This window comes from Aliivibrio sp. EL58, assembly GCF_900312675.1.
Classification (GTDB): Bacteria; Pseudomonadota; Gammaproteobacteria; order Enterobacterales; family Vibrionaceae; genus Aliivibrio.
This window is the reverse complement of sequence record NZ_OMPC01000012.1, coordinates 371,963-385,440: the sequence shown is the minus strand read 5'-3', so window position 1 is coordinate 385,440 and position 13,478 is coordinate 371,963. Positions and strand designations below refer to the sequence as shown.

The window sequence follows — 13,478 nt, the reverse complement described above, 5'->3', positions numbered from 1 at the left end:
GCTATAACTTTGGGACCTTAGCTGGCGGTCTGGGTTGTTTCCCTCTCCACGACGGACGTTAGCACCCGCCGTGTGTCTCCCGGATAGTACTTACTGGTATTCGGAGTTTGCAAAGGGTTGGTAAGTCGGGATGACCCCCTAGCCTTAACAGTGCTCTACCCCCAGTAGTATTCGTCCGAGGCTCTACCTAAATAGATTTCGGGGAGAACCAGCTATCTCCAAGTTTGATTGGCCTTTCACCCCTAGCCACAAGTCATCCGCTAATTTTTCAACATTAGTCGGTTCGGTCCTCCAGTTGATGTTACTCAACCTTCAACCTGCCCATGGCTAGATCACTTGGTTTCGGGTCTATATCCAGAGACTGAACGCCCAGTTAAGACTCGGTTTCCCTACGGCTCCCCTAAACGGTTAACCTTGCCACTGAATATAAGTCGCTGACCCATTATACAAAAGGTACGCAGTCACATAACAAGTATGCTCCTACTGCTTGTACGTACACGGTTTCAGGTTCTATTTCACTCCCCTCACAGGGGTTCTTTTCGCCTTTCCCTCACGGTACTGGTTCACTATCGGTCAGTCAGTAGTATTTAGCCTTGGAGGATGGTCCCCCCATATTCAGACAGGATATCACGTGTCCCGCCTTACTCGTTTTCACTGATGATGAGATGTCGGTTACAGGGCTATCACCTTGTATCGCGGCACTTTCCAGAGCCTTCACCTGTCTCATTAAAAGCTTAAGGGCTAACCCAATTTCGCTCGCCGCTACTTTCGGGATCTCGGTTGATTTCTCTTCCTCGGGGTACTTAGATGTTTCAGTTCTCCCGGTTTGCCTCGCTGCGCTATGTATTCACGCAGCGATACTAGCTTATGCTAGTGGGTTTCCCCATTCAGAAATCGTAGACTCAAATGGTTTTTACTACCTAATCTACGCTTATCGCAAGTTAATACGTCTTTCATCGCCTCTGACTGCCAAGGCATCCACCGTGTACGCTTAGTCACTTAACCATACAACCCCAAGAGGTTTCGTATGGCATAAACAACCAAGGTTGAACTCGTCATTGCGAGTTCTGGTTTTTCGCCGGATTCAAAATACAAGAACACTTGAATGTGTTTTTAATTTGTTTATCTAAAAGATAAACAAAAGATATTAAGAACTTTTAAATTTTGATTTATCTAACTCGTAAGTTAGTTAAATCAGTCAGCTTTCCAAATTGTTAAAGAGCTTAAAGCAAAAAGCTTTAATCAATAATCGAAATCATTAATTAAAGCTCTGTCACTTCAACTTATTAAAACCTAATCAATCTGTGTGAACACTCATAAATCGCAATCTATCGTTTAAGGAGGTGATCCAGCCCCAGGTTCCCCTAGGGCTACCTTGTTACGACTTCACCCCAGTCATGAACCACAAAGTGGTGAGCGTCCTCCCGAAGGTTAAACTACCCACTTCTTTTGCAGCCCACTCCCATGGTGTGACGGGCGGTGTGTACAAGGCCCGGGAACGTATTCACCGTGACATTCTGATTCACGATTACTAGCGATTCCGACTTCACGGAGTCGAGTTGCAGACTCCGATCCGGACTACGACGCACTTTTTGGGATTCGCTCACTATCGCTAGCTTGCAGCCCTCTGTATGCGCCATTGTAGCACGTGTGTAGCCCTACTCGTAAGGGCCATGATGACTTGACGTCGTCCCCACCTTCCTCCGGTTTATCACCGGCAGTCTCCCTGGAGTTCCCACCATTACGTGCTGGCAAACAAGGATAAGGGTTGCGCTCGTTGCGGGACTTAACCCAACATTTCACAACACGAGCTGACGACAGCCATGCAGCACCTGTCTYACAGTTCCCGAAGGCACAAGTCYATCTCTRGYSWMTTCTGTRGATGTCAAGAGTAGGTAAGGTTCTTCGCGTTGCATCGAATTAAACCACATGCTCCACCGCTTGTGCGGGCCCCCGTCAATTCATTTGAGTTTTAATCTTGCGACCGTACTCCCCAGGCGGTCTACTTAACGCGTTAGCTCCGAAAGCCACGGCTCAAGGCCACAACCTCCAAGTAGACATCGTTTACGGCGTGGACTACCAGGGTATCTAATCCTGTTTGCTCCCCACGCTTTCGCATCTGAGTGTCAGTGTCTGTCCAGGGGGCCGCCTTCGCCACTGGTATTCCTTCAGATCTCTACGCATTTCACCGCTACACCTGAAATTCTACCCCCCTCTACAGCACTCTAGTTCACCAGTTTCAAATGCGGTTCCGAGGTTGAGCCCCGGGCTTTCACATCTGACTTAATGAACCACCTGCATGCGCTTTACGCCCAGTAATTCCGATTAACGCTCGCACCCTCCGTATTACCGCGGCTGCTGGCACGGAGTTAGCCGGTGCTTCTTCTGTCGCTAACGTCAAGATRTGCAGCTATTAACTACACACCCTTCCTCACGACTGAAAGTACTTTACAACCCGAAGGCCTTCTTCATACACGCGGCATGGCTGCATCAGGCTTTCGCCCATTGTGCAATATTCCCCACTGCTGCCTCCCGTAGGAGTCTGGACCGTGTCTCAGTTCCAGTGTGGCTGATCATCCTCTCAGACCAGCTAGAGATCGTCGCCTTGGTGAGCTCTTACCCCACCAACTAGCTAATCTCACCTGGGCTAATCTTGACGCGAGAGGTCCGAAGATCCCCCTCTTTGGTCCGAAGACATTATGCGGTATTAGCTATCGTTTCCAATAGTTATCCCCCACATCAAGGCATATTCCCAGGCATTACTCACCCGTCCGCCGCTCGTCAGCAAATTAGCAAGCTAATTTCTGTTACCGCTCGACTTGCATGTGTTAGGCCTGCCGCCAGCGTTCAATCTGAGCCATGATCAAACTCTTCAATTAAAGTTTTTTGGTTTGTTTCAGCAGAAACAAAACCGGCTCAATGATTAATACTGATTGTTACATAAAAGTAATTTTGTGTAGTCACTCAGTTCATTGATTATTTTGTTTGAATTCACTTCGAAAAGTAAAAGCAAACTAGTGATTATCAACTCACAAGTGCCCACACAGATTAATAGGTTTCAAATTTTTAAAGAGCAAACTTCAAGTTTTGAAGCCTTTCGGCTTTCCCTTGAAGCGGACGGTTATAATACTCACTTAATATTAAGTGTCAAGCACTTAACTTAATAAATAATTAAAACAACCTCACTAAACATTGAACTTCGATTTGACTCATCTGTTCCGTGTCAGTGAGGCGGCATTATAGAGAGTCTTTAGTTTCATGCAACTGTTTTTTAGTAAAATAACCAAAAAACAGTTTAAGTGATTAAAATTAACTCAACTCGCTTATTTACCCATCAAAAGTCGTCGTTTTGAGTGGTAATTAGCTGATTATCTTTCACCTTTAGCTTAATCACTTCACCTGTTCTTAATTTGCCACTTAAAATATCTTGGGCTAACGGATTCTCTATATAAGTCTGAATCGCGCGTTTTAATGGTCTTGCGCCATAAACAGGATCAAACCCTGCTTCTGCGATTAAATCTAGAGCTTCAGTTGATATCTCTAATTGATAGTCTTTTTCATTTAATCGTTTTTCCAAACGTTGCAGCTGAATAGATGCAATGTTCTTAATATGCTCTTGGCCTAACGGGTGGAAAACAACGGTTTCATCGACTCGGTTTAAAAACTCTGGTCTAAAGTGCTGACCCACCACTTCCATCACCAGATCTTTTATGCCGTTATAATCTAATTCACCAAAATGTTGCTGAATTTTTTCTGAGCCTAAATTCGACGTCATAATGATAACGGTATTTTTAAAATCTACCGTTCTTCCCTGACCATCGGTAAGCCTGCCGTCATCTAATACCTGAAGAAGAATATTAAATACATCTGGATGTGCTTTTTCAACTTCATCAAGCAATAGAACAGAATAAGGCTTACGTCTAACTGCTTCAGTTAAGTAACCGCCCTCTTCATAACCAACGTAACCAGGAGGCGCACCGACTAACCTAGCGACTGAATGTTTCTCCATAAACTCAGACATATCAATTCGAACCATCGCATCTTCACTGTCAAACATAAAGTTTGCTAAAGATTTACATAATTCCGTTTTACCAACACCTGTTGGCCCCAAGAATAAAAAAGAACCAATTGGGCGATTAGGATCAGACAGCCCCGCTCTACTACGTCGAATGGCATTCGATACTGCTTCAACCGCTTCTGCTTGTCCTATCACTCGTTTATGTAATTCACTTTCCATCTTCAACAGTTTATCTCTTTCTCCCTCAAGCATTTTATTCACAGGAATACCTGTTTGACGAGAAAGAACTTCAGCGATTTCACTGTCGGTAACTTTATTCTTTAATAAACTCATTTCTTGCATTTCAGCTTGTGCAGCAAGATCTAATTGTTTTTCTAATTCTGGAATTCGGCCATATTGCAGTTCTGACATACGGTTTAAATCACCAGCACGTCGCGCAATATCCATATTACTTCGAGCCGTTTCTAACTCTGTTTTTATATGCTGTGTCCCTGACAATGCCGCTTTTTCGGCTTTCCAGACTTCTTCTAGTTCAGCGTAATCACGCTCTTTTTCTCTTAATTCCAGATTTAAAGAGTCTAAGCGTTTTAAACTTGCATCATCGCTTTCTTTAACTAAAGCTTGCTGCTCTATTTTTAATTGGATAATTTTACGATCCAATTTATCTAATGATTCTGGCTTTGAGTCGATTTCCATTCTGATACTTGATGCTGCTTCATCAATTAAATCAATGGCTTTATCAGGCAGCTGTCTATCAGAAATATAACGATGAGAGAGTGTCGCTGCAGCCACTATCGCAGGATCGGTTATTTCAACATGATGATGGATCTCATAACGCTCTTTCAAGCCACGTAAAATAGCAATCGTATCTTCTACGGTTGGTTCATCAACCAATACCTTTTGGAATCGTCTCTCTAACGCGGGATCTTTCTCTATGTATTTTCTGTATTCATCCAACGTTGTCGCACCGACGCAGTGTAATTCGCCACGAGCAAGCGCAGGCTTAAGCATATTACCGGCATCCATCGAGCCTTCACCTTTACCGGCACCAACCATGGTATGAACTTCATCAATGAATAGGATTACGCTACCTTCTTCTTTAGATAGCTCATTCAAGACCGCTTTTAATCGCTCTTCAAACTCACCTCGAAATTTAGCGCCGGCAACTAACGCACCAATATCGAGAGACAATACGCGCTTATTTTTCAAGCCTTCAGGCACTTCCCCATTAATTATACGCTGGGCTAGTCCTTCTACTATTGCCGTTTTACCCACACCTGGTTGGCCAATAATTACGGGGTTATTTTTAGTACGTCTTTGAAGCACTTGAATGGTACGGCGAATTTCATCATCACGACCAATAACAGGATCTAATTTCCCCTGCTCAGCTTTCTCAGTAAGGTCTACCGTAAATTTTTCGAGTGCTTGGCGTTTTTCTTCTGCATTTTGATCATTAACTTTTTCACCACCACGGATCTCATCGATAGATTTCGCGATTTTTTGTTCCGTTAAGCCTAACTCTCTCAATAAGTTGCCTAATGGCCCTTTATCTTCGATAGCAGCAAGAAGAAATATTTCAGAAGAGATATAAGCATCTTTTCGTTTTTGTGCAATTTTGTCACACAAATTAAAAATAACGCCCATGTTCGATGAGAGTTGAACATCACCACCAATACCGGTGACTTTCGGTGCTTTATCTAAAATTTCAGAAAGCTTTGAACGAAGTTGAGCTACATCAATATTGAGAAGTGTTAATAATGGCCTAATTGTACTGCCATCTTGATTTAACAGCGCAACCATAAGATGAGTTGGCTCGATATATTGATGATCTTGACCTAATGCTAATGATTGAGCATCTGAAATAGCGATTTGAAATTTACTGGTAAACCGGTCTAAACGCATAACCCTCTCCTACAGAAGAAAAGTAACTAACTATTACATCTTAGATGGGGTTTATTGTTTTAGAAATCAACTGAGGTGAACTGAATTAAAGCGGATTATTCAAACCAAATAAGGGTAGCTTGACGCCCTGTATCTCCCTCTTTTCGATAAGAAAAAAATTGTTCTGTATTTGAGTAAGTGCAAAGGTTCGAGTAATGAATCTCTTTAACCCCAGCATTGTATAAACGCTGCGTAGCTAGTAATTCTAAATTCGCTAGCCATTTCCCTGAATTTTGGCTCGGTTTAAATGCCTTTGACGCTTCAGGATCTTTTTCACAAAATAAAGCTTTTACTTCCTCACCAACTTCAAACGCATCAGGGCCAATCGCTGGACCACACCATGCAATAAGCTCATTTGAAGTAAAATGTTGAATCGTATTTTCAAGCACACCATCAAGAAGACCACGCCAACCGGCATGAGCAGCTGCGACTTCAGTCCCTTCTTTATTACAAATCACAACAGGTAAACAATCAGCAGTCATAACACAACAGACTTGATTCGCTTGATTTGTATAAGCGGCATCAGCAGACGGAATACTTTCTGAATCAGTATAAGGAAGAGTGAGTACTATGGTTGAATGTATTTGATTTAACCACGTTGGCGCAGTAGGTAACTGCGCCAACGTAATCAGTTTTTCACGATTGAGCACAACATCATTGTGATTGTCACCAACATGATCACCTAAATTTAAACTCGAAAATGGGGCTTTAGAAACACCATCTAACCGAGTCGTACTAACTACGTTAATATTTTTAGGAGCAGACCATTCTGGTAACAATAGTGACATTTTTAATACTCGTCCTCATGCAATAGACGTTCATCGTCACGTAAAGCTTGAGATAGAGCAACCATGTCATCAGGGATTGGCGCATGGAATTCCATGACTTCACCTGTAATTGGATGATCAAAACGTAACATCGCAGCATGAAGAGCCTGACGATCAAAACCACGGATCATATCAATCAATTCTTGTGACGCACCTTTAGGGATACGAGCACGACCACCGTAAGCAGTATCACCTACTAATGGATGTTGAAGGAATGACATATGAACACGGATTTGGTGAGTACGACCCGTTTCAAGACGTAAACGTAGGCGTGTATGAATGCGGAAATGCTCAGCAACACGATAGTGTGTTACGGCATCTTTACCTAATTCATGTACAGCCATTAGTGTACGTTTTTGAGGGTGACGTCCAATTGGTTTTTCAATCATGCCGCCAGCCGTCATACGACCTAATACTACCGCTTCATATTCACGAGTGATCTTACGCTTTTGAAGCGCACGAACTAAACGTGTTTGAGCCGGTACTGTTTTCGCTACTACCATTAAACCTGTAGTGTCTTTATCTAGACGGTGCACGATACCTGCACGAGGCACTTCTGCAATACTTGGGTAATGGAATAATAATGCATTTAGTACCGTTTTATCCGGTGTACCAGCACCAGGATGTACTACGAAGTCACGAGGCTTATTAATTACCAATAAATCGTCATCTTCATAAACAATATCAAGAGGAATATCTTGAGCTAACCAACGCTGCTCATCTTCCAATTCAGCTTTAACTGAAATTACTTCACCGCCCATCATTTTCAGACGTGCTTTAGTAATAACTTCACCATTAACAGAAATCTGACCCGCTAACACCCACTCTTTGATGCGTGAACGAGAGAAATCTGAAAACAACTCGGCTGCAGCTTGATCTAAACGCTGACCTAGTTGACTTTCTTTTACTGTACTTGTTAACTCTATTTGTTGTGCCATATCGAACTTTTTTTAAATTAGTGGTACTAATACCAAACAAATACATCATATTTGGTATCATCAACACTGTAAGTGAAATAAACTATCGACCATTGTATCTGTTAACGACGCATTTCGTAATGGATAACTTCAGTTTTTTTAGTCAAGGATCATTTTCAAGCATGAAACGCTTAACCCTTTCTTCATTATTAGCCGTATCTTTGCTGGTTGGTTGCTCAAGCAGTGATGATGTTATCCCTGATATCCCACCATCAGAATTATATTCTCAGGCTCAAGTATCTTTACAGGCTGGTAATTGGACAAGTGCAATTGAACGCCTTGAAGCACTCGATTCTCGTTACCCTTTTGGTGCTTACTCAGAGCAGGTTCAACTTGATCTAATTTACGTATATTACAAAAATGACGATCTTGCATTGGGCTTAGCGACCATTGAACGTTTTAATCGCTTAAACCCAACGCACCCAAAAGCAGATTGGGTTTTATATATGCGTGGCCTAACACATATGGCTCAAGACCGTAGCTTTATGCACGATCTATTTAGAGTCGATCGCTCAGATCGAGATCCTGAACCTGCACGTTCAGCATTTAAAGACTTTAAACGCTTACTAGATCGTTACCCAGATAGTTTATATGCCGAAGATGCTCAAACTCGCATGTTTGCTTTAAAAAATCGCTTAGCTGATTATGAATTAGCAACGGCTGATTTTTATCTGCGCCGTGAAGCGTGGATTTCAGCGATCAATCGTAGCCAAGAATTACAACGAACGTATCCAGATACTGAAGCCGCAAGAAAATCACTAACGATTATGTTAGCTGCATATAAAGAATTGAAATTAGAAGATGCTATCGCTCGAACAGAAGAACTTATTGCATTGAATCCAGAATAAATTTTCAGTCAAAACAATAAAAGCCGTGCCTTATCATTAAGGCACGGCTTTTTTATATCTGATATTTATATAAAGGCTGTTCAAACTCACAAAATATGGAAGATTAAAAAATAACCATTAAAAAACAGTAGGTTGAACTCAGTCCCTAAAAACGAATGTTTTCAGTAATCAACCCTTCCAATTTACCTATTTTAGGCAATTCATCAAGTTTTTTTTCAAAAAAAATTCTCAGGGTTTGTTTGAGATCACATCAACATATCTAATTACGGACACTATTAAAAATAGTGATCTAGATCACTTTATTTTACTGCTGGATCCGTAATCTGAATACATGCCAAACGGGGCAAGAGAGAGGAAAATCATATGAAAGTAGAAATCACTGGTAACAACATCGACATCACTCCAGGCATCCGTGAACGTATTGAAGGGAAATTTAAAAAACTAGAAGAAAAAAGAAATCTAGACATTATTGGCCGTCACGCTAGCGTTACGAAACGCGCAAATGGTAAACACAAGGTAGAAGCACAGGCGACTATCGCTGGTGGTAAAGTTGCAGCATCAGCAGAGCAAGAAGACCTATTTGGTGCAATTAGAGAGATGTACCAAAAACTAGAACGCCAACTAGATAAGCTACAACATAAAGGCGAAGCTCGTCGAGCAACACATGCTCAAGCACCTGTAGTCGAAGAGCCAGAAGTTGACCTAGAAGAGGAATACGAACAGTAATTAAATCGTCAACTCAAACGTTTTCTGAAACAGCGCTCATTTGAGCGCTGTTTTTTCTTGACGCAAACTTATCGATTCCTTATTGTGAATTAACTCTTAATTTACTAGGTTTGCATATTCATGACTGATACCCGCTATTCTCTGGATGAGATCCGTTTACGCCTTAATGAACTTGATAATGAACTATTAACGCTTTTTTCTGAACGTCGTAAACTCAGTCTTGAAGTTGCTAAAAGCAAAGTCCAAACCGCGAAACCAGTTCGAGATCCAAAACGTGAACAACAATTACTTGTAAAATTAATTGAAAATGGCAAAGCATTCGACCTTGATGCTTATTACATTACTCAGTTATTTCACACCATTATTGAAGATTCTGTTTTATTACAACAAGAATACTTTCAAAACCTCGCTAACCCTGAATTAAGTCGAAAACCCATCGCAAGAGTGGCTTATCTTGGCTCAAAAGGCTCTTACTCAAACTTAGCAAGCCGTCGCTATTTCAGTAAGAAAAATATTGAGTTGGCTGAGCTAGGTTGTGAAAACTTTAGAGAAGTGATTAAAACGGTAGAGTCTGGCCACGCTGATTACGGTGTGTTACCGATTGAAAATACAAGTTCAGGCTCTATCAACCAAGTTTACGATTTACTACAGCACACAAGCTTATACATTGTGGGAGAACTAACTCAGCAGATTGATCACTGCTTACTAACCACCACAGAAACGTCTCTTGAATCAATTAAAACCTTATATTCTCATCCACAGCCACATGAACAATGCAGTGAGTTTTTGAACCGTTTAGATAATGTAGAGCTTATCTCTTGCGCAAGCACTGCTGATGCCATGATTACGGTAAAAGAACTAAACTCACCAGAAGTAGCAGCAATCGGAAACTCTGACAGTGGTAAACTGTATGGACTTCAATCCTTAATTACTAACATCTCAAACCAAACAGAGAATCAAACTCGCTTTATTGTTGTGGCAAGAAAGCCTGTTGATGTGTCAGAACAAATACCAGCAAAGACCACCCTAATAGTATCAACCTCTCAAGATGCAGGTTCATTAGTAGAATCGTTATTAGTATTACGTAAATACGGTATTAATATGACGAAATTAGAATCTCGCCCTATTATGGGAAACCCTTGGGAAGAGATGTTCTATATTGATTTACAAGCACATTTAAAATCAGAAGCGATGAGTGCAGCTATTGAAGAACTCACTTCGATTACTCAATATCTTAAGGTTCTTGGTTGCTACCCTATTGAAAATGTGACGCCGACAACGATACCTTTAACTCAATAACAGGCTATTGTATGAATGTTATTATTGCTTCATTAAACCCTGCAAAAATTAACGCGGTGAAGACTGCGTTTAATCAAGCGTTTCCAAATACAATGTTTAACTTTACTGGAATATCTGTCGACAGTGGTGTGCCAGATCAACCAATGAGCTGTATCGAAACAAAACAAGGGGCGATCAACAGAGTAAATAACGCCAAAGCACAATCTCCAGATGCCAGTTTCTATGTTGGATTAGAAGCAGGGATCGAAAAGAATTCAACTTTTGCTTGGATGATTATTGATAATGGAGAAAAAGTGGGGGAATCACGATCATCAAGTTTACCCCTTCCTCCAGCGGTAATTACAGCAGTTAACCAAGGAAAAGAGCTTGGGGATGTGATGGATGAACAATTTAATACCGATAATATTAAACAAAAAGGTGGGGCTATTGGCTTATTAACCAATAACCTATTAACGAGAAGCTCTGTTTATCAACAAGCGTTAATTCTTGCTCTTATTCCTTTTCTTCATCCTGAACGCTTTTAGCACTCTTTTGAAGTAACTCCATAAGCCATGCCTTTTCATCATGAGTATGGCTTTTTAATTCATTTGAGCCTCGAGTGATGGTTGCAATGCCCACCCCTAATAATTGACTAATCTGTCTTTGACTTAAATCCCCTTGTAATAATTCATGACAAATATTAACTCGTGCAATCAATGCTTCACGCTCATCAGGCGTCATCAACATGGTTAATAAAGATTGATGCTTATCTTGCTCTGCGGCATTCGCTATTAATGCCATCACTTGTGACCAATCTGAATATTTTGCTGATCCTGACATAAATTCCTCATTACACTAATAAAAAAGGGGACACTTAAGTCCCCTACTTTATGATCATTCAGAAATAATTAATACTCTAAATTCTGCTCTTTCTTCGATAAGAAACTTCCTTTTTCCCCTAATAGACTGCGGTAGTAAGTTTCAAACATCAAAATGTTTTGTACGTAACCTCGCGTTTCTTTAAATGGGATTGCTTCTATAAAGGCATAAGCATCTAACTTTTCATTTGAAACCGCTCTCCATCGCTTAACTCGATGAGGGCCTGCATTGTAACCCGCTAACGCAAAAATACGGTTTCCATCATAATCATCCATCAATCCTTTAAGATAGTTTGAACCAATATGAATATTTACATCTACATCATTTAGGCTACTTACCCCTTCATATCTGTCGTAATCAATTTTCTTAGCCGTATATTTTGCCGTTGCTGGCATAATTTGCATTAAACCACGAGCACCAACAGGAGATTGAGCTTCTGCATATAAGCCGCTCTCTTGTCTAGAAAGAGACATTAAGGTTATTTTATCTAACCCTAGTTCTTTACTGTAATGGCCAAACCACCACTGATGAGCAATAGGGAAACGTAGACTTAAATAGCCCCACATTCTTCCTTCAATCGTTGCTAATACAGTAAAGTGATGCCAACGATGTTGAGCGGCATAACTAGCAAGCTCTTTCACTTCTTTTTTAGAGGCTCGGTTAAGTAAGTATTCCCACTCACTTTTCGCTGTCGGGATCTCATCGATTGCAATCAACTCTTTAATACGAGCAAGTTCAACCTTATATTTCACCTTTACCGGTTTAATATTTTTAGGTGCGATATCCATTGGGTATTGAATGGGTTCACCTAAGATACTTGCTGCTGCCACACTATAAAAATTACGTTGGCCAAGCAATTTTTGTAATCTAGCGTCTGCTTTATCCTGCTCACCATTTTCACTTTCAATTCGAGCCTTCCAAAACTGCCAACGTAATGAGGCTTTACTTTCAGGGCTTAAATAACCAATCCACTTATCTACATCATTCCAATCAGCAGCACGGATAGCAACACGAATTCGACGCTCAACAAATGAGTCTTCTGGATTTAGTTCAAGTTCACCATCTCTCCAAGCCGCTAAGCTTTCAGAGTTAGTAGACATAATAGTACTGACAATTCTTTTCTTAATCGCAATCTGTTCAATTGAACTAAATTTCTGTTTTTTTACTAATTGAGGCAACATCTCAATCGCTTTTTCAGGATTTTTTCTTGCTTCTCGCTCAATAGAAATCAGCGTCAACTGTTTAGTGAAATCTGTGGCTTTATTTGTCTTTGAGAACTCAGCTAATAAATCAGGATCATTAAATAATTCAACAATATCTTTTGCCTGTTTTTTCGCTTTTTCAGAAGAAAGCATTTTTTCTAAATAAGAAAATAGACTGTTATTACGAGCCTTATAAACCAATAGCATTCGATCTATAATTAAGTCATCGGTCAATTTACCCGCATCAGACCATGCTTTAAATAAATCATCACACTCATAAGTAACAGAGCTTCCAGTTAGCCATAACTTTTCAGCACCTTTCCAAGCTAGGTTTTTATCACCAAGTTCATTTTTTGCTTGATAGTAATAGCACTGTAGGTTTTTACTGCTCGGCTCCTTTGGAAAATAGTCAATAAAATCAGCCCAGCGTTCATTCAGCCCCAAAATAACCAAGTATTGATAATCAAGAGAGTTACCAATAGATAACGTGCGATTATCATGACGGAACAAACGAATATCATCCGGAGTTTTAGAGCTTAAATCCATTCGTAATTCACGATAATCTAAGTAAGGAGCTAATGGATACTCATCTAACTTCTCTCTTATTTTTTTGTATTGCTCTAAATCCTTACCTTTTAGCAACTCCTTTGCTTCTTGATATTGAGCTCGTGATTCATCTATCGATAATGCTTCTGCTGTATGTACACTCATTCCAACGCACAACGCCACCATCATCCCTAATTTATGTCGTGTATATTTCATTGATTTTTTAAACACCTAGC

At 40.6% G+C, this 13,478-nt stretch carries 9 protein-coding genes and 2 rRNA genes; 4 read left to right on the top strand and 7 right to left on the bottom strand.

Annotated features, from left to right (window positions below):
* The 5 genes from ED622_RS19905 to rluD form a co-directional block, all read right to left on the bottom strand.
* Positions 1 to 1,005 (bottom strand): 23S ribosomal RNA (locus ED622_RS19905); the annotation flags it as partial.
* 331 nt (positions 1,006 to 1,336) lie between these two features.
* Positions 1,337 to 2,879 (bottom strand): 16S ribosomal RNA (locus ED622_RS19900).
* Positions 2,880 to 3,334: 455 nt separating this feature from the next.
* A complete protein-coding gene (gene clpB / locus ED622_RS19895; protein ID WP_122036746.1) occupies positions 3,335 to 5,920 on the bottom strand; it encodes an ATP-dependent chaperone ClpB in 2,586 nt (861 codons plus the stop codon).
* Positions 5,921 to 6,015: 95 nt separating this feature from the next.
* Positions 6,016 to 6,747 (bottom strand): peptidoglycan editing factor PgeF, encoded by a 732-nt coding sequence (gene pgeF, locus ED622_RS19890; protein ID WP_122036745.1) that lies wholly within the window; start codon positions 6,745 to 6,747, stop codon positions 6,016 to 6,018.
* A gap of 2 nt (positions 6,748 to 6,749) precedes the next feature.
* Entirely contained in the window at positions 6,750 to 7,724 is a 975-nt protein-coding gene (gene rluD / locus ED622_RS19885) for a 23S rRNA pseudouridine(1911/1915/1917) synthase RluD (RefSeq protein ID WP_122036744.1), read from the bottom strand.
* 161 nt (positions 7,725 to 7,885) lie between these two features.
* On the opposite strand from rluD, the gene bamD reads away from it, so the two are divergent.
* From bamD to yjjX, 4 genes are all read left to right on the top strand, one after another.
* Positions 7,886 to 8,611 carry an outer membrane protein assembly factor BamD gene (bamD, locus tag ED622_RS19880; RefSeq protein WP_122036743.1) on the top strand — a complete coding sequence of 242 codons (726 nt, stop codon included), beginning with the start codon at positions 7,886 to 7,888 and terminating at the stop codon, positions 8,609 to 8,611.
* Positions 8,612 to 8,974: 363 nt separating this feature from the next.
* Positions 8,975 to 9,337: a ribosome hibernation-promoting factor, HPF/YfiA family gene (gene hpf / locus ED622_RS19875; RefSeq protein ID WP_122036742.1), complete on the top strand. Its 363-nt coding sequence runs from the start codon at positions 8,975 to 8,977 to the stop codon at positions 9,335 to 9,337.
* Between the two features lie 120 nt (positions 9,338 to 9,457).
* Positions 9,458 to 10,636: a prephenate dehydratase gene (gene pheA, locus ED622_RS19870; protein WP_122036741.1), complete on the top strand. Its 1,179-nt coding sequence runs from the start codon at positions 9,458 to 9,460 to the stop codon at positions 10,634 to 10,636.
* Positions 10,637 to 10,647: 11 nt separating this feature from the next.
* A complete protein-coding gene (gene yjjX, locus ED622_RS19865; protein ID WP_122036740.1) occupies positions 10,648 to 11,160 on the top strand; it encodes an inosine/xanthosine triphosphatase in 513 nt (170 codons plus the stop codon).
* Here yjjX and trpR read toward each other — a convergent pair.
* Positions 11,129 to 11,455 (bottom strand): trp operon repressor, encoded by a 327-nt coding sequence (gene trpR, locus ED622_RS19860; RefSeq protein WP_122036739.1) that lies wholly within the window; start codon positions 11,453 to 11,455, stop codon positions 11,129 to 11,131. The two genes, yjjX and trpR, sit on opposite strands and share 32 nt — an antisense overlap.
* A gap of 68 nt (positions 11,456 to 11,523) precedes the next feature.
* Complete coding sequence (gene sltY, locus ED622_RS19855; protein WP_122036760.1) at positions 11,524 to 13,458, bottom strand: murein transglycosylase; 1,935 nt, start codon at positions 13,456 to 13,458, stop codon at positions 11,524 to 11,526.
* Positions 13,459 to 13,478 lie beyond the last annotated feature (20 nt).

Bases quoted from the DNA above. Each gene is read 5' to 3' on its own strand.
- clpB (WP_122036746.1), bottom strand. From the start codon at position 5,920: ATGCGTTTAGACCGGTTTACCAGTAAATTTCAAATCGCTATTTCAGAT.
- pgeF (WP_122036745.1), bottom strand. From the start codon at position 6,747: ATGTCACTATTGTTACCAGAATGGTCTGCTCCTAAAAATATTAACGTA.
- rluD (WP_122036744.1), bottom strand. From the start codon at position 7,724: ATGGCACAACAAATAGAGTTAACAAGTACAGTAAAAGAAAGTCAACTA.
- bamD (WP_122036743.1), top strand. From the start codon at position 7,886: ATGAAACGCTTAACCCTTTCTTCATTATTAGCCGTATCTTTGCTGGTT.
- hpf (WP_122036742.1), top strand. From the start codon at position 8,975: ATGAAAGTAGAAATCACTGGTAACAACATCGACATCACTCCAGGCATC.
- pheA (WP_122036741.1), top strand. From the start codon at position 9,458: ATGACTGATACCCGCTATTCTCTGGATGAGATCCGTTTACGCCTTAAT.
- yjjX (WP_122036740.1), top strand. From the start codon at position 10,648: ATGAATGTTATTATTGCTTCATTAAACCCTGCAAAAATTAACGCGGTG.
- trpR (WP_122036739.1), bottom strand. From the start codon at position 11,455: ATGTCAGGATCAGCAAAATATTCAGATTGGTCACAAGTGATGGCATTA.
- sltY (WP_122036760.1), bottom strand. From the start codon at position 13,458: ATGAAATATACACGACATAAATTAGGGATGATGGTGGCGTTGTGCGTT.